This window comes from Microcoleus sp. w1-18aA5 (assembly GCF_036701705.1).
Classification (GTDB): Bacteria; Cyanobacteriota; Cyanobacteriia; order Cyanobacteriales; family Microcoleaceae; genus Microcoleus.
The window spans coordinates 23,497-41,107 of sequence record NZ_JAUPTE010000057.1; the positions used below are offsets into that span (position 1 = coordinate 23,497).

The 17,611-nt window shown below is 42.5% G+C and carries 15 protein-coding genes and 1 tRNA gene; 6 read left to right on the top strand and 10 right to left on the bottom strand.

All coding sequences use genetic code 11. The features are described 5' to 3' along the window. Positions 1–108 precede the first annotated feature (108 nt). From Q5691_RS19320 to ndhL, 6 genes are all read right to left on the bottom strand, one after another. Positions 109–2,520: an ATP-binding protein gene (locus Q5691_RS19320; RefSeq protein ID WP_333346408.1), complete on the bottom strand. Its 2,412-nt coding sequence runs from the start codon at positions 2,518–2,520 to the stop codon at positions 109–111. Between the two features lie 242 nt (positions 2,521–2,762). Beyond that, positions 2,763–2,990, bottom strand: coding sequence for a hypothetical protein (locus Q5691_RS19325; RefSeq protein WP_333215592.1), 228 nt, complete (start codon positions 2,988–2,990; stop codon positions 2,763–2,765). A gap of 866 nt (positions 2,991–3,856) precedes the next feature. Further along, on the bottom strand, positions 3,857–4,492 hold the full coding sequence (locus tag Q5691_RS19330; protein WP_333215591.1) for a DUF6658 family protein: 636 nt from the start codon (positions 4,490–4,492) through the stop codon (positions 3,857–3,859). Positions 4,493–4,997: 505 nt separating this feature from the next. Next, positions 4,998–5,795 (bottom strand): tryptophan synthase subunit alpha, encoded by a 798-nt coding sequence (gene trpA, locus Q5691_RS19335; RefSeq protein WP_333215590.1) that lies wholly within the window; start codon positions 5,793–5,795, stop codon positions 4,998–5,000. A gap of 319 nt (positions 5,796–6,114) precedes the next feature. Then, complete coding sequence (locus tag Q5691_RS19340; RefSeq protein WP_333104690.1) at positions 6,115–6,420, bottom strand: DUF3007 family protein; 306 nt, start codon at positions 6,418–6,420, stop codon at positions 6,115–6,117. Continuing rightward, a complete protein-coding gene (ndhL, locus tag Q5691_RS19345) occupies positions 6,421–6,636 on the bottom strand; it encodes an NAD(P)H-quinone oxidoreductase subunit L (protein ID WP_193972727.1) in 216 nt (71 codons plus the stop codon). Between the two features lie 198 nt (positions 6,637–6,834). Between ndhL and Q5691_RS19350 the strand changes: the two genes are divergently transcribed. Further along, positions 6,835–6,919, top strand: a tRNA-Leu gene (locus Q5691_RS19350). Positions 6,920–7,203: 284 nt separating this feature from the next. On the opposite strand, the gene Q5691_RS19355 is transcribed toward Q5691_RS19350, so the two are convergent. From Q5691_RS19355 to Q5691_RS19370, 4 genes are all read right to left on the bottom strand, one after another. Further along, positions 7,204–9,111, bottom strand: coding sequence for an ATP-binding protein (locus Q5691_RS19355; RefSeq protein ID WP_333312326.1), 1,908 nt, complete (start codon positions 9,109–9,111; stop codon positions 7,204–7,206). 149 nt (positions 9,112–9,260) lie between these two features. Further along, complete coding sequence (gene phnD / locus Q5691_RS19360) at positions 9,261–10,151, bottom strand: phosphate/phosphite/phosphonate ABC transporter substrate-binding protein (protein ID WP_333215587.1); 891 nt, start codon at positions 10,149–10,151, stop codon at positions 9,261–9,263. Positions 10,152–11,142: 991 nt separating this feature from the next. Then, positions 11,143–12,918: an ATP-binding protein gene (locus tag Q5691_RS19365; RefSeq protein ID WP_333215585.1), complete on the bottom strand. Its 1,776-nt coding sequence runs from the start codon at positions 12,916–12,918 to the stop codon at positions 11,143–11,145. A gap of 236 nt (positions 12,919–13,154) precedes the next feature. After that, positions 13,155–13,337, bottom strand: a complete 183-nt coding sequence (locus Q5691_RS19370; protein ID WP_333215583.1) for a hypothetical protein — start codon at positions 13,335–13,337, stop codon at positions 13,155–13,157. 142 nt (positions 13,338–13,479) lie between these two features. Here Q5691_RS19370 and Q5691_RS19375 point away from each other — a divergent pair, with 142 nt between their 5' ends. From Q5691_RS19375 to Q5691_RS19395, 5 genes are all read left to right on the top strand, one after another. Continuing rightward, a complete protein-coding gene (locus Q5691_RS19375) occupies positions 13,480–14,403 on the top strand; it encodes a radical SAM protein (RefSeq protein ID WP_333230298.1) in 924 nt (307 codons plus the stop codon). After that, positions 14,396–15,709 carry a photosystem II assembly protein gene (locus Q5691_RS19380; RefSeq protein ID WP_333346401.1) on the top strand — a complete coding sequence of 438 codons (1,314 nt, stop codon included), beginning with the start codon at positions 14,396–14,398 and terminating at the stop codon, positions 15,707–15,709. Before Q5691_RS19375 ends, Q5691_RS19380 begins: the two co-directional genes overlap by 8 nt. Before the next feature lie 62 nt (positions 15,710–15,771). Further along, positions 15,772–16,647: an urease accessory protein UreD gene (locus Q5691_RS19385; protein WP_333346404.1), complete on the top strand. Its 876-nt coding sequence runs from the start codon at positions 15,772–15,774 to the stop codon at positions 16,645–16,647. Between the two features lie 162 nt (positions 16,648–16,809). Beyond that, positions 16,810–17,112 carry an urease subunit gamma gene (gene ureA / locus Q5691_RS19390; RefSeq protein ID WP_006635319.1) on the top strand — a complete coding sequence of 101 codons (303 nt, stop codon included), beginning with the start codon at positions 16,810–16,812 and terminating at the stop codon, positions 17,110–17,112. A gap of 33 nt (positions 17,113–17,145) precedes the next feature. Further along, on the top strand, positions 17,146–17,463 hold the full coding sequence (locus Q5691_RS19395) for an urease subunit beta (RefSeq protein ID WP_333158442.1): 318 nt from the start codon (positions 17,146–17,148) through the stop codon (positions 17,461–17,463). The last annotated feature ends 148 nt before the right edge of the window (positions 17,464–17,611 follow it).

Here is a 17,611-nt window from a genome sequence, read left to right on the forward strand (position 1 = left end):
GATGCTATTTTAAAAGAGTTATGTCAAGGCTTTCAAAAAAAGACCCGAATGAAAGTCAGTATATCTTATTACCCGATCGCCCAAAAAACATTGAATTTTAATTCAAATTTATCCCTTCACAGGCAAAACGATCGCAAACTCAGTGCCAACTTCAGGCTCGCCATTCACCTCGATGCTTCCGCCATGTTTCTCTACCGCAATCTGGTGGACAATTGTCAACCCCAATCCAGTTCCTTTGCCGACACCTTTCGTCGTGAACAAATGGTCGAATATCTGCTGTTTAATTTCCTCTTTGATCCCAGTGCCGTTATCAGCAATTTTAATTTTAATGTACCCTTCGCCGACTATATCCGTGCAAATCGTGATGCGGTTGGGATTGGCGGTAATTTCGCTAAAATTGCGTCCTATATTTGACTCTTCTAAGGCATCGATCGCATTGGCAAGCAGGTTCATGAAAACTTGATTCAATTGACCGGGAAAACATTCGATTTTAGGGAGATTGCCGTATTTAGTTATCACTTCGATCTGCGGCCGGTGTTCGTTTGCTTTGAGACGGTGTTTCAAAATTAAAATAGCGCTATCAATGCCTTCGTGAATATTAAAAGGAACTTTGTAGTCTTTGTCACCTCTGGAGAAGGTACGCAAACTGTTGCTGATACTGCAAATGCGCTCGCACCCAAGTTGCATTGAGTCAATCATTTTCGGTAAATCTTCCAAAAGATAATCGAGGTCTATCTCTTCGGCGTGGTCGGCTATTTCCGATTGCGATGCACCGGAGCGATACAATTCTAAGTGTTCTATAACATCTTCCAAACTTCTTTTACCTTCGATTAAATTGCCAGAAATAAACCCAATCGGATTGTTGATTTCGTGGGCGACTCCGGCGACCAAATTACCCAAGGCAGACATTTTCTCACTTTGCACGATTTGCAGTTGTGCTTGTTGTAAATTTTTTAAAGTTCGTTCTAGCTGTTGGTTTTGCTCTTGCAAAAGTTCTGCTGCTTGCTTGCGATCGGTGGCATCAACACCCAAACCAATAATCCCGATCGTCTCGCCCTGGGAATTTTTTAACTGCACTTTCGTGATTTCTAAATCGTGTAGTTTGCCGTCCACAAGTCTGAGAATTTCGCTGGAGTAATGCGGCAAATCTTGAGCAAGGCAGGCGGCATCTGAAACCAGACAGCCCGCTGCATTCTCCCCTAGTATATCTTTATAATGATCGACAGCTAGGAAATCGCTCAGGGGAACGCCCACATCTTGAGAAAATGTCTTGTTCAAAAACTGTACTTTACCACTGGGATTAACCATCCAAATCCAAATCGGAGCGACATCAAGAATCGCTTGGAGCATTTTTTTCTGATCGGCAAGCTGAGCTTCGGTTCGGCTAATTGTTACTAGCGATCGCTCTAATTGTTGGTTGTAATCCTGATATTTTTTATAGAGAAGAGCATTTTGCAAACAGATGGCTGCCTGGGAAGAAAGAAGATTGAGAAGTTGCAGGCGATCGCGGGTAAAAACTCTTGCGGTTAAGCGATTTTCCAGATACAAAATGCCGACTAAGCTGCCTTGATCGAGAATCGGCCAACACAGCAGGCTCTGCGGTTGGTATTTGAGGATGTAGGAGTCGGAATCCCAATCACTTTGTTGAGCGAGATCCCGAACAATCACAGGTTTCAATAAATTTTTAACGCAGTCAACAATTTTAAGGGGCAAGATATCGCTGTTTTCATCGAGTTTTGCGGATGATAAGTCGATCGCCCACTCGACTCCCGAATTGTCGAGCGTGCTGGTAGCCGCGATTTCCCATTGATTGCCGTTTGGCAAAATCAGCGCTCCTTTGTCAGCTCCTGTATTTTTCATCGCCAGTTGCATCAGTTTGGCAATCAGTCGATCGAGTTCTCTTTCACTAGAGAGCGCTTGACAAGCTTTTAGCAGTGTTGAAAAATTCCCGAAATCTGAGACACTCGCCGAAACAGACGGATGAATGGATGGATGAATGGATGGATGAAGCGATGGATTTTGCCCCGCAGGTGTTGGAAAATTTGCTAATGGATTTGCAGGGAGTTTGGCTGGTTCTAAAATCGGTTTTAATAATTGAGGATAACGTTTTTCTAAGTCGTCTATTTTTGCTCTATCTCCCCAGCGGACATAGCAATCATAGGCATCTATCATGTAGAGTCTGGCAATTTTTTCCCTTCCTAATGACAGGTAAAATTTAGCAGCGAGTTCGCAGGCAAGAGCTTCTTCATTGACATATTCGTTAGCTTTAGCTCCGGTAATAGCTCGATCATACAGTTCCATTGCTTCTGCTGTCTGTCCCAAAACGCCCAGCAATTCTGCCTCAAGCAGATCGAACTTGTGTTGGTAATTTATCGGCGTATGATGCGCGAATTCTTTGAGTTTTTTCTGACTAGCCCCAACGCGCTTCAGGATTTGTTGGCGCTCCGCCGGTGCGGCATCTGCATAGATTGCCAAATGTGCCAGTGCATCATAAAAGTCGTGCATCATCGTTACTAGCATCAAAACACAATTCCCAAGATAAGGTTTGCCTCCATTTTGCCTGTCGATTGGCTGCGGATTACGGCTCGAATCTATCCCGAATCCCTGGCCTCTGTTTGCTAAAATTTATACACCTCAATCTAGCAGGTAACAGGTAAAATCAATTGAAAGATTGGAATGTTTAATGTATTTGTAAATAATCGGTCTGCGTTCGAGTTCGTCGAGAATGTCTGTTCGGGTGAGGACTATTTCTACCGATGCAATTAACGGTCGCTAATGCAACTTTTTGGGATTGTGGCAGCACCACCTCCCGCAAATCCTCCGCCACAATGACGTAGGTTTGAGAATTTTAGCTGCCAATTGTTGGTCTTTCTCACGCCTGCACCGATCGATAGCCGATCGAGAATCTGTGTAAGATTGCGCGATTTCGCGATCGAGCGATACCCCGGTATTACGCTAGTCAAATATACTGCATTTATTATTGTGTCCATATTGGCTGACCTCAACCCAGACATTAACTTGACAAAACTTAGTCTATCTATCTTAGGGCATAAACAGCATAATTTTCGAGCTGTCGATCAAAAAATCAAATTATCTATTAAAGAACAATATTTTATACTTGGGCGATCGCGATTAAAGCTTTTTACTTACGTATAAGTTTCTACTGTTAATCTCAAATGCGATTCAATGAACGCGAAATACCGTATAAACACTGCCTTATCATGTCTTCAAACATACAATTGCTAATTAATTAAATTTAATATAGCTCGATCGCCAAAATTTCCGCAAAGCAGATCAAAAAGTTATTACCTTAAAAAGTCCAAGTATAATCTATAGAAATTATAAAGAATCCGTCGTGAAAGCAGTGGCACTCCAGTCCCCCCTAGAAAAGGACAGGGCCGTTGGATTGTGGTGAAACCCCCCTGCACTCTACTTCCGGCCTCATAGCCCTCCCTGCGGTTAAAACCCAATCAAATATTAATAGGCAGTAGTCTTCAAATGACCGAAAGCACTCAGGATACAAGCCCCCGGATTCCTCCGTGGAATCAATGCTTCAATCTAAAATCTATAGCGTTTCTCAGTCAAATGAGGTACATTTTTAGAGCTAAAAGCCTTAATGGATAAGGATTGGTTGTACCTGATCAGCTAAGGAAACGCTATAAAATCTAAAATCTAAAATCGATTGACTTTACCTACATTCCGACAGGGGTTTTAACCCCTGTCGGAATGTAGCTTCCAGAAAAGGAAACAGCGTTATTTGAGATTAGTCGTCTGTCGCTCTTTCGGCTGCTCGTTGAGTTCAGTCAATATCTCCATTCACTTTCTAGCAAATATTGTCTGAGGCATCTTGAGCCTTCTATCTTGCATCTCGTGCTGCATCATTGATATTTTCTTGGCCACCGGCGGTATTATATCTCAGAGACTCAGTACCTTCTGATACTCTTTCTTTTGCTCCCTCGGTGGCTTCTTTAACAATATCTTTTGCTCCCTTCAAGCCTTCGCGAGTGTTTTCTTTAAGATTAGCAAAGCCTTGTTTGGTTTTGTCGCCAAAGTCATCAGCTTTGCGCTGGGCGGTGCGAGCATCGTCCTTGACCTTTTGGCCGATTTGGTCTAGTTTTTCAGGCGCATCATCCGCTACCCGCCGCACATTTTCACCTACATTGTTGCTAGATTTCGTGTCAATGCGGTGCTGCGCTTGCTCTTTGAGAAGCTGAGCTTTTGCTTCTGTTGTTGTCACCTTTTTGTTTCTAGGATCGACATCGCTGTAATCGTTCATGCCGCCTTTGAATTCCGACGTTACAGCCCCGGTCGGCACTTCTTCTCTAATTTGGTCGGCAGTTTTTCCTTTTCCTGTCATCACATCAGTTTTTCCTGCCATAATATCAGGGGCGCTGCTGCAAGCCGTACTCACAAATACTAAAATGCCAGCCAGAAAAACTGTTAAAATTTGTACAGCTCGAATTTTTTTCAGAAATGCAGTTAGTCTCTTCATAAAAATGCTCCTTTCTATTGTGAGATGTTCAAATGCCTTGTGGCTTTGTCGATGTCTAGCCTTACCAAATTAGGTACTTAAACACTTTTTTAAGTATAGGAATAGAAACCGTAGTTTTTCATCTATCCCAAGTTACATTCCTTAAGTTATAGTAGAAGGAAGAAGGAAGAAGGAAGAAATAAGAAGGCTCTTCGGCTTGGAGATCGGATAGAAATCAGCAATCAGGAAGAAGGAATGAATAATCCTCAATCTTCTACCAATTATTAAAAGTCGCAGCACCCTGCGCCGGACAAGGCAATGCCGTTTCCCTACATAGCTGTTTTGATCTCCAGACGCGCACTATGTTGAAATGTTGTGCGTGTTCGTCCCAAAAAAAACCTTCTAGTCAGGAACTAGAAGGAATGTGGTGTATTATCTCAAGTACAACAAGGTCTTTAATCGCAATTGTGATGGCACATCCCGATCGCACACATCTGTCTAATGGCTGAAAGTATCTGTACAGTTGCTAAGGATTTTGAATCGCTGTTTTTAGACTTTTGCAGAATTCGCCGATCGCCTCTAAGCCCTGTTCTGGAGTACCTTCTGCCAAGCGTTTGACAAAAGCACTGCCAACAATCGCAGCATCTGCACCCCATTCTTTAACTTGACGAGCGTGTTCGGGTTTCGATATACCAAACCCGACGCCGATGGGTTTGTCGGTGACGGCGCGAAGTTCTTGCAGCAACTCTTTTGCTCTCGTTTCTAAGCCTTCGCGTACTCCCGTCACCCCCGTCACGCTGACTAAGTAAATAAATCCTTGAGACTGACGAGCGATCGCCTCTATACGACTTTTGGGACTGGTGGGAGCAACTAATAATGTTAGTTCAATCCCTAACTTGTTGGCAGGTTGGATGAGACTGTCGGCTTCTTCTAAGGGCAAGTCTGGTACAACCAATCCCTGAACTCCAGCACTTTTGATTTGCTGCAAGAAGGTTTCTATACCTCGGTACAAAATCGGGTTGTAGTATGTGAAGAGAATGATGGGCGATCGCAAATTTGGACTAACTTTCGCTACCATTTCCAGCACCGCATCTAACCGCGTTCCCCGCTGTAGAGCCCTTGTAGCAGCGGCTTGAATCACCGGCCCGTCAGCTAGCGGGTCAGAATAGGGAACGCCAAGCTCGATCGCGTCTGCACCGTTATCATCCAAAATTTGCAGTGCTTTAGCCGTTGTCTCCAAGTCTGGGTCGCCAGCAGTAATAAAAGGAATCAATGCACATTGGTGGTTCTTGCGTAACGTTTCAAAACAATTAGAAATAGTCATTAGTTATTAGTCATCAGTCATTGGTTGTTGGCAGTTGGTTGTTGGCAGTTGGTTGTTGGCAGTTGGTTGTTGGCAGTTGGTTGTTGGCAGTTGGCAGTTGGTTGTTGGCAGTTGGTATTAGCTAATAACAACTAATATCATGTCCGATGAATTAACCATAATAGCCCGGTGGGGGCGGGTTTTTGAGATTGTCAATTATGGGCGGTATTGTTGGTGAACCCGCCCCTACAAAAATCGCGATCGCTCGACCGGACATGATATAACCACTAACCACTGACAACTAACCACTGACAACTGACAACTGACCACTAACCACTGACTAATTATCTTTTTCCTGCTCAATTTCGGCTTGAAGTTTGGCTAATTCTTCAGGAGTGAGTGCATCTAGCTGCTTCTGCAAGACAGCTTCTTTGTAGTCTTGCAATTGCTGGCTGTAGGTCATATTTTGAGTCAGTGCTCGAAATAAATAAGTCACCAGCCAGCCAATCAAGCCGGCGACCAAAAATAACTGACTCCAAATCCCTGCATTCATACTGTCGAGTCCGGCAAATTGCAGTAGCAAGTAGACAAACCCACCTGCTACAAAAAAGCCGACACTGATTCCAATTACGTCAATACGTCGCATTTAGGCTTCTATCTGCCGCCGTTTGGGCCGAAAATTCAAAAAAGGAGCTAGGAGAAACATACCTGGGAAGAAGAAGAACATCAAGAAGTACATGAAGCCGCGCTCAAAAGAGGTAGCGACGTACCAGCGGCTGTTCAGGTAAGCGTAGGTGGCCGCGGGTACTACCAGGAGGTAGGCTCCTGCCAAGACGGCGTAAAGCAGTAAGGTAATATACATAGATTTGCTTTAGGGGATTAATAACACGGGTAAGTCAGTTGACACGCTCCGTTAGCTGGTTAACTATTGTACCGCTTGGGGAGATCCAGCGCGACTTTTGAGAATTTTTTGATTAGGGGTTGCGTAAATTGGGGTTTTGCCTGTAGAATAAAAGGCTGTTGCTGTTAGTGGCTCAAAACCACAGCAGTTAGACCAAAGGGGGGCGTGGCGGAATGGTAGACGCTACGGACTTAAAATCCGTTGACCCGAAACGGTCGTGTGGGTTCAAGTCCCTCCGCCCCCATCCATTTCCATCATTTGTGATTCAACGGTTTCAGATTTCTTGTCACCAAGATTTCTGTTTGCCGCTCAATTTTCGCGCTAATGGTTTTTTACTAAGTCCAAAAGGGCCTCTATATTTGCCTGCCAAGTTCGCGCCGGATTTTTTACGTCCGGTCTTCAACTCGTTGAGCAAATCGGCTGGTTTGGGAAATTGGGCGGCTGTGGGAACTGAGTTTCAATAGTCGAATAACAAATTATGTGCCGTCGTTAACATATTAATGTCCTCAAAATAGACAATATCTAGCTTCAAGTTTGAGATGAGACGGGAAGTGCGATCGCAAACTCTGCTCCCCCTCCCAAAGATGAAATTATCTCTATTTTCCCCCGATGTTTTTCCACAATCTGGTAGCAAATTGCGAGTCCGATACCAGTGCCTTTTCCTGGTTCTTTAGTTGTAAAAAATGGGTCAAATAGCTTACTGTGGATGGCGGATGGAATGCCAGGGCCGTTATCGCAAATTCGCACCAGAATTTGGCTATTATCCAACTTTTGCGTCTGAATTAAAATCTGAGGACTTTTCCCTTTCTTAGAGTCCTGGGATGACCCTTCTAGTGCATCTATCGCATTGGCTATAATATTCATAAATACTTGATTTAGCTGCGCTGGATAACACTCTACTTCTGGCAATTCTCCATAGTTTTTGACAACTTCAATTCCCTGCTTGAGCCGACTGTTCAAAATCAATAGTGTATTGTCAATACCTTCATGGATATCAACTAATTTCATTTGAGCTTCATCTAAGCGAGAGAAGTTTCGCAAAGACAAAACTATTTGCCGGATGCGTTCTGAACCTATTTTCATAGATTCAAGCAGTTTTAGTAAATCTTCTGTGATAAAGTCTAGTTCTATTTCTGCGATTTCTTCTGCGATCGCCTCTGTGGGTTGCGGGTATTCCTGCTGATAGAGACGAAGTAAATGCAGCAAGTTTATAACATACTCGTTGGCGTATTCTAGGTTGCCGTGAATAAAGTTAATAGGGTTGTTTATTTCATGGGCGACGCCTGCCACCATCTGCCCTAAACTGGACATTTTTTCGGTTTGAATTAACTGGGTTTGGGTGTGTTTAAGTTGGTGAAGCGCTGCTGTAAGCTCTTCTGTTCTTTCTTCTACTCGCTCTTCCAAAGTTTGGCGACCCAGCTCTAATTCATCGGTGTATTCTGCTACCCATTGAACTAATTGATTGATGGATTTTGCTAAGGTTCCTACTTCATCTTCTGTGGTGACAGGTGCTTGCAAATCAAAATTTGCTTGTTGAGTAATAGTTTTAGCAACGCTGGTTACAGCTTGGATAGGGATGGCGATCGCGCGGCTGGTACAGATGGCTAGAAAAGTAGCGATCACAACTGACACTAACATACTCGCTACGATGATTTGCACTCGCAATTTCTCAGCCACCTTAAAATTAATGTAGGCTTGTATTTGCTGTGCCTTAGCTACTTCTGTCATCAAGCTTAAACTCTCTGACAGTCGCTCAAACTTAACATCGAGCTTAACTGCTCTATCCCCTCTAATTAAATCCAATACCTGCTGCTGTGCCTCTTTAACTTCTTCTGGTTTTAGCGAGGAGGAAGCTATTTCTTGCCAAAAAAATGTGAGCAATTGAGAATACGAATCTGTCGCAGTTGTGTAACCATCTAACAATTTCTTTAATTCAGCATAATTTACTGCTAATTCTGTGGAATGTTTTTCACTAAAAGTGTCTATTTCTGCAATAAGTTTTTTAACGACCTTAACATCTTTCGAGAACTTAGCAGTTTCATATTCAAACCAGATTGAATCTCCCAAGATAGATATTAGTCGTTTGGGATGTGACTGCACTACCTGCACGGAATATTCTAAATCCCTGAGCAAATCCTGTTGCTGGTCGGCGAAAGTTAGAGCTTGGAAAGCTTGGTCTTGGTAATAGTCTCCACAGATCATTCCCCCTGTGGCTCCTAGTACGGCTATTCCAATTGCTAGTGAGTAGCCATAATTAATTTTTTTGGCAATGCTTAACCGAGAAATGAAGCGGTTAATTGCAGTCAAGGGAGTTTTTTTGAGAGGATTTTTGAGGTCGCGAGATCCTTCAGTGACAGCGATATTATTTTTTCGTCTATTTAGGATAATGTTTTTGAACCTCACAGCCCTATTCTCTCCCTGTTCAAACTTGTGCATACTGGCAACCTGAGCTAAATTTTAACAACTTTATTAGTAAATGCACATAAATAAAGTCTCTTATTCATAGTAGGCAATCTTCCCTAGATTTTATGGAGGATTAAGGGCTAAAGCCCTACTACAAAGTAGGCATTAGATAAAATTTAACCTTAAAAGACATTCCCCTGACCAATAGCCTTATAAACTTCACGAATCATGTTATAATCACGGTCGTTAGCTGGCATCAGTTTAGCTCCTTGATACTTATCATTATCTTTCCCAACTAAAATTGCTTCAATTAGCTGATCTTGATTTTCTACCAGGCGATTGCGAATTTTTTCAACAAGAGTATTAGGCAGGTTACTACTAGCAACAAACAAATCACTAGGTAAGGGTTGCCCTGTGGCAATAATCCGAAAATTATTGGTTGATAAACCGTCTGTTTTGAGTAAATCTTTGTATCTATTCACACCAATTGCTAAGGCATCAACTTGGTCTTGTTTGAGAGCCTGCAAGCCCTTTCTTTCCAACATTGAGATTTTGAAGTCGGATTGGGGATTTAAGCCAGCATCCAGGAGAATTTTAATCGGGCCTAGATGACCACCAGTTGCACCTATTTTCCACATAGCTATTGTTTTACCTTTCAATTGTGCTGCTGACTTAATCTCACTATTGGCACGAACAACAATAATTGAGTGATAGTCCGGGCGGGTGATGGCAATGATGGGAACAGCATTTGTCCGGGCCCGCATAATCACATATTCAGATGGCCCTGTTAGAGCTAATTTTAGGCGATCCGACTGGAGAGCTACGGCTGCTGCTATATAGTTATCTACGGGGAACAATTCAATTTTTTTCTCCAAAACTTCCCCAAGAACAGTCCGAAAGGTTTGATAATTTTGCTGCAAATCTTCTGCACCCTGAACATCAGTTACAGCAAATTCAAGGGTTTCAGGTTCACTTACGACCAAACTGGAAGAACTGCGATTAGATTGATTTACTGTTGTAGAACAGCTTGCTACAGACAATAGCGATAACCCAACAAAATGCCGCCGCTTCATGATTTTTAAGAGTTTGAGTGGCAGTTGAAAATTGCATAACTATTATAAGCTATTTGGAAGAAACTGTCATTAAAATAGATTATCCGTTGGTTAAGCTTCAGTCAACTGTTGTGACCAAATTATTAAGAAATTTTTTATCTATAGGTTTTATGGTTGGGAGGATAAGGCAGCGGATCTTGTAAACCTAACTCCTTAAACGCTGGCAGACTTAACTCACAGGAATCGCAAACGCCACCAGCAACTTCATTGCCGTAACAAAACCAAGTTTTTTTCGCAAGGCACTCCCCCATTATTGCCTAATTGATTTAATTATTTATGTCTTCTTTAGCTCAATCAGAAGTATTAAGATAGAGAGTGCATCACGTTCTTTCCCCTATTGTGTCCCTATCCGAAATACTTCTTGAATGGCTTAAATATAATGGGGGTGACAGTCCCGATAGCCGGAATAATCTCAAGTGTTGATAATAATGTAAACGCGCTCGGCGTTGAGAGTTTCGGCCCCGGCGATGCCAAAAGTTAGAAACATTGTATTGCGATCGAGAACGTAGGTGATGGGGAGGCTTTAGGACATTCGATCGAGGGTACAATCCCGTATCACCAGGACGCCTCAAGAGGACTTTGATTGTCTAATTTTTACAAGTTTCGTTTTTTAAGAAGCGACACAAAATTTGTCAAAAGTTTAAATAGCGACAACAAACCTGTTAAAGTCACTGCTGTACTTTGGTGGTCAAAAAAGCTGTTAGAATCTTTATAGAGCGAGCGCTTCAGTTAATGTTAGGGAGACGAGATTAATTTTTAAAAGCGACGAATAATATGTTATTCGGCACTAATCGCCATCTCATGTCCGGTAAAAAAACCATGATGTCTGTAGGCGCTGGTTCACCAATATCTGTAATATAAGAATATAAGTTATATATCCCGTAAACCGGCCTAATCGAGACTTCACAACCTTGACTCCCGACACACAAAAACGAAGTCGCCCCGCGTGATATTACGCAGCAACTGGCAAAGTAATCACAAATTCCGTACCCTGTCCTATTTGAGAATTTACCTCAATTTTGCCTTGATGCTTGGCAAGGATTTGATAGGAAATAGCCAATCCTAATCCAGTACCTTTACCGATCGACTTTGTAGTAAAAAATGGGTCAAATATCTGTTGGGTACTTGCGGACGCAATTCCCGGCCCGTTATCCCGAATCTTGACTATGACAGTATTGTCTGCCGTGATTTCCGTGCTAATCCAAATGGTTGGCGAATAGCATTTGTCTGCCTTTTTCACTTCCTCCAGCGCATCTATTGCATTGCTAATAATATTCATAAATACTTGATTCAGTTGCGCGGGATAGCACTCAACCGCAGGCAACTTGCCGTATTGTTTAATAACTTGAATACCTTGTTTGAGTCGGTGATTGAGAATGACGAGGGTGCTATCTATTCCTTCGTGAATGTCGGCTGATTTCATTTTTCCGTCGTCGCATCGCGAAAAATTACGCATGGATACGACAATTTCGCGAATGCGATCGGCTCCCATTTTCATCGAAGATAGGGTTTTTGGTAAATCTTCTCTGAGAAATTCGAGTTCAATGTCTTCAATGCGCTCTACAATGGCATCTGGTGGGTTAGGATAATATTCTTGATAGAGAGTTACCAAACCTGCCAAATCTTCGATGTATTGGTTGGCATAGTCAATGTTTCCGCCGATGAAGTTGACGGGATTGTTGATTTCGTGGGCTATCCCTGCCACCATTTGACCGAGAGATGACATTTTTTCGGTTTGAATTAATTGGGATTGAGTTTCTTTGAGTTCTTTTGTATACTCGCTAACTCGCTGAATTAATTGATTGAAAGAGGCAGCTAAAACTCCGATTTCGTCGTCGGTTGTGACTGGTACTTGCAGGTTAAAATTCGATTCGCGAGCGACTTGCTGAGCGACATTAGTGACGGTTTCGAGGGGTTGGGCGATCCCGCGGCTGGTTTTGTCCGCTAGGGCGGCGGCGATGAGTGCTGAAATTAGCATACTTCCGAGAATAATTCGGTTTCGCAATTTTTCAGATTCTTCTAATGCTTGAGTTCCTTCCTGTTTATGAATTTCTACGGTAGAAATTAGGTCAGTTAAACTTTGAGCAAGGTTATCTAGTACGATCGCCTCTTGGCCGCTGCTAGTCCTCAACATTTGTAGCTGTGCGGACTCGATGCTGTTGGGCTGCAAATTCCAAACTTCCGCTTCTTTTAACTGCAATTTAATTAGCTGACCGTAGTAATCAATGACGAGGGCAGATTTCTTCAAGATAGCCTGCAATGTGGCCTCTTCTGTTGCTAGTCGATCGGGATGTTCTCGTGCGAAAGATTCAATTTCTGCAATCAGAATTTTTGCTTGATTGATTTGCCCGAAAAAGCGATCGTGTTCGTATTGCAGCCATACGGCATTTCCCAAAACGACTGGCAATCTCGCCGCGTGCGATCGGGCTTCAAATACGGTATTTTGCAAATTTTGCAGCAGTTGCTGCTGCTGTTGCGCCACATTTACCTGAACTAAAGCTTGCTTGCGAAAGTAGTCTCCGAATCTCATTCCCGCACCAGTTCCCAAAATCGCTATGCCGATAGCTAAAGCATAGCCATAGCTAATCTTTTGACCGATCCGCAAATGCTTGCATTCTGCCTTTAGCCCAGTTAGATTAATAGTTGAAGTTTGTAACAAATCTTTTTGAGCATAGTGCTTTTGCTCTACTTTGCTATTCTTGGACTGACTGTGGGTAAATAATAACATTGGAAGTTCCTCCCAAACTAATCAGGAGTAATTGAGCGAAGAAAAGCAGAATGCACTTATGCTGAAGGTCGAAAGCAGTTTTGAGTGTTGAACTTTGAATTTTGAATTATTTCACTCAAAACTCAACGCTTCCCCTAGTATCTCTCTTTTTAGACTAGAGTGTTTGTGATCTCAATCAACAATCTATGTGATTATACGCAAATTTAGAAAACTTAGGGCTACAGCGATTAGTATTTTTAGTCGGTTGGGAAACAAGGCCCAACTACCGCTTCTCCCCGTTTTTCTTTTTTGGCCAGTTCTAGGTTTAATTCCAGCACTTTTGCTAAAATATCGTCGCTGTCAGTAAATCCGTAAGCTTGCATTACATTCGCGATCGAGCTTAGCGTGGAGTTTAAAGAGCTGACTTGTTGGTTCTTCAAAAAAATTATTGTAAAGTTGACTAATTACCCACTTTTTTGCTAACATTTGTTGAGTGGGGTACAGTGAAGTAGCAAGATAGAAGCGCCCTTGCCTTTCTCATTTATAAACATTTTCCATTTTAATACTGTAGCAGGTTCAATCATGGTAAAGTCTCAGTATGAAGAATATTCCATCGGCAAGAAACACACTGTCGCACTCAAAGAAAACTTCGGAAGTTCTAAAGTGTATGCACAAAATGCACAGTCAGTGCTTAACAAAGCTACTGGATTTATCAGTGCTTACGATTTCACGCTAAATCCTTATCGCGGCTGTCAGTACGGATGCAGCTATTGTTATGCTGCTGCTTTTAGCCCTAATTCGCAGATGCGTCAGGATTGGGGAAATTGGGTTATCATCAAAGAAAATGCCACCGATATTTTAAAGAAAGAGTTGCATAGTTGGTACAAGAAAAACCCGGATCGACCACCTAGCATTTACATGAGTAGTGTCACCGATCCGTATCAGCCCATTGAAACTAAAAAACTATTAACTAGGTACTTGTTACAAGTAATGCTTTCCTATCAACCGACGCTAGTTATCCAAACTCGCAGTCCTATGATAACTAGAGATATCGATATTTTACAGAAATTTCAGCGGTTGCGAATTAACATGAGCATTCCCACTGGTAGCGAAAAAGTAAGGAAAGATTTTGAACCAAAGTCGCCGAGTATTCCTGCGAGACTCAAAGCTATGGCAAAACTGAAATACAGCTTTCCTTACCAAGAAAATTGCGAAGTCAGATTTTCTATAACTGTGACGCCACTACTCCCTACCTTACCGGAAGATGAAGCGGATTTTATTAGCAAGCTGGCAGTTGTAGATAGAGTGGTGATTCAGGATTTTCATGCCAGCAACGGGCGATCGCTAATTGCGTCAACTCGCGAGGAAGCATTAGCTCTTAAACACAAGTACGCTTGGTGGTACAATAGCGAACAACAGAGTTATCGCAAGTTTAAAAATAAATTAATTGCGCTGCTCCCCGATGTTGAAATTATGGAAGGCAAAGAGGGATTTGGCTATGAATAACTCGCTAGCTAACTGGTGGCGTTCCCATCAGTTTAACGAAGCCGTTAAGAGTCAAAATAATCGACTTGCCAAACAACTGTTAAAACAAATAGAAAATTCCGGGGCAAAACTCTCATGGCAGCAGAAGCTATTTAAAGAGCGCCTACAGCTTGAGAAGTTATTACAGAAAAAAAATGACCGCATCAAAGAAGCCGAGCGGCATTTAGAAGAATTAGAAATGCAACTAAGCTTCGGGCAACTTGACGATTCGCTGGCGCGGATTGATCAATTAACATTGTTTCCCGACACAAAGTTCATTGAACATATTTCAAAATATTTCAAATTGATAGACTGCGATGAGAGTATGATTCAATGCACTGGCATTGACGACAAAACATTTAATAATTTTGAACAACATTTGGCTGGATTTATTAAGAATGAGCTTAATAAGTTGAGCAGGGAAAAAAACAATATTGATTATTTACTTGAACAAGCTATTGACGATATACAGAAACTGAAAGAAGGACAAGATCCTAAATACAATTTTGAGCTAAGTCCTCACGTCTATTTAATTAGGTATTTCCTAGATAACGTCTACTGTACATATCTAGCTTGGTTCCTGATTTACAAGGCTGGATTATTACCGACTAAAGTTAATATCCTCGATATTGCTGCTGGGCCGGGTACTGTTGCTTACGGACTCGGTTTGTTGCTGCAAAGCAGTAGCGACTTTTTTTCAATGCCACCAATGCACATATCATACTACTCTCTGGAACAGCAAAAAGCTTTTCAATATCGCGGACTCCAGTTTTGGCGGCAGTACATGGAACCCCAGGCGATGAATGCTTACTTTCGTTTTGACACTTCTAGTATATTTGATGGGAAAAATCAATCTCAAAGACTGCCTCAAAAATTCTTTGATTTTATAGTGATTTCTCACTGTTTTTTTAACGATGAGGAGAGAAGAGAAAAATCCCTTCTAATTTACAAGGATATATTTACAAACAGCCTGAATGATTCGGGTTACGCTTTGCTAATTATTCAAGATAAGAAGTTGCTGATCCCATACAATGTTCGTCGAGTTGATGATTGCCAACATGAGCTAAGTGTAGTAAGACAATTTGTTGATGAACTGGGCTTAAACTTAGTTTGGTATAAATATTTAAATTCAATCGGTAGCAGGACATCCCATCCTAATTTTGGCAAGTTTGCTAGAGAAAATCTACCTGTACAGAAATTCATCAGTCCACTTTTCCGCCAGCACCTTAAATTACCTTACGAGCCGCATTATGGGCTTGATGACTATGTAATATTAGCAAAAAAATAATAAGTATACATCTCGAAAGAAATGAAAAAAGTTTCCAATTTAACATTTAATCGTAAAAATCTGTGATTCAAAAATCGACTGAAACACCTACCAAGAACATTCAAACTGGATGGCACGGCAGCCTGAATTTAGCCTACGCTAACCGATCCGGTGCAACTCAAATCATTCACAATCAAATGCAAGCACCCCTAAAGGTGCAGCGCCCGTTTTATCCTGAAGGGAAAGAGATTTGTCACAGCGTCATCTTGCACACGGGTGGGGGAGTTGTCGGGGGCGATCGACTTTCCAGCCATTTTCACCTCCAACCCAAGGCGAAAGCCTTGATTACCAGCGCCGCTGCTAGTAAAATCTATCGCAGCAGCGGACTAGAATCACAACAAAATATTGACATTCAGCTAGATACTGGTGCTAATTTAGAATGGCTGCCACAAGAAACTATAGTTTTTGACGGCGCAATATATCGGCAAAATTTGCGGGTAGAATTAGCACCAACAGCGAGGATTTTACTGTGGGAAATTACCAGATTTGGACGCAGTGCTAGGGGCGAAAAGTTCTTGTCTGGAGAATGGATCTCGCACACCGAAATTTGGCAACAAAACAGCCCTTTATGGATTGACAGACAATTGCTCAAAGGAGGAGAAAAAATGCTCGAAAGTCCTCACGGCCTCGCAGGAAAACCCGTAGTTGCCACCCTCGCTTGGGTAGGCGAACCCGTTACAGCCGAGCTCATGGAAAAAGTGCGAGATTTGCCATCTGAGGCAACAATTTCTCCTGGTAATTCCACCGTCGGCGTGACTCGTATTCCTAACGGTTTGCTGTGCCGATATCGCGGTACATCCACAGCCGCAGCGAGAGACTGGTTTGTCAGCATTTGGCACTTGCTGCGCTTATCTTTTTCAGAACGCCCTTGCTGTTTACCCAGAGTTTGGATAAAATAGGATGATCTTTGAGTTTCAATGTAGAGTTGCCCTGCTAACAAGATTATTCCTGTCTCTCTTTTCTGACTCTGCGCCCTCTGCGCCCTTTGCGGTTTAATCATTCAGAAACAACCGTAAACGATATCATCACCAAATAATGCGATCGCACTTACAAGAATAAAAATGCAACTCACCCCCCAAGAAAAAGACAAACTGCTGATTTTCACCGCCGCCCTGGTAGCAGAACGCCGCAAACAAAGAGGTTTAAAATTAAACTATCCAGAAGCACTCGCCTACATTTCCGCCGCCATTTTAGAAGGAGCGAGAGATGGCCTCACAGTCGCCGATTTAATGAGTTATGGAACAACTCTCCTGACGCGGGAAGATGTGATGGAAGGGATAGCAGAAATGGTGCATGAAGTCCAGGTTGAGGCGACTTTCCCCGACGGAACAAAGTTGGTAACAGTGCACGATCCGATCCGTTAAAAAATCAACCACCGATACTCAGAGGAGGAAAAAATGATTCCCGGAGAAATGATTGTTTCAGCAGGCGAAATAGAATTAAATGCCGATCGCCCAACGGTGCGGTTGCTGGTAGGAAATAAAGGCGATCGACCCATCCAAATTGGTTCACACTATCACTTTTATGAGGCAAACGAAGCCTTAGAATTTAATCGAGAACAAGCAAAAGGAATGCGGTTGGATATCCCCGCAGGTACAGCAGTCAGGTTTGAACCAGGAGATGAAAGGGAAGTTCAATTAGTGCCGTTTGTTGGTAGTCGTCAAGTCTACGGCTTTAATGGAAAAGTGAACGGTCATCTGGATGCTGAAGTATGAAGCCAGATGACCGTTCACGATTGTTGATTTGGGAATTTGAAGCTTTTTAACTTAAAAGTCCTACCAGTTTCACAGGGCTATTTCATTCTAGTGTAAGGCCTGATAGAATAACAGATTAATCTCACTGAGGGTTCAGGTCAAAATGTCC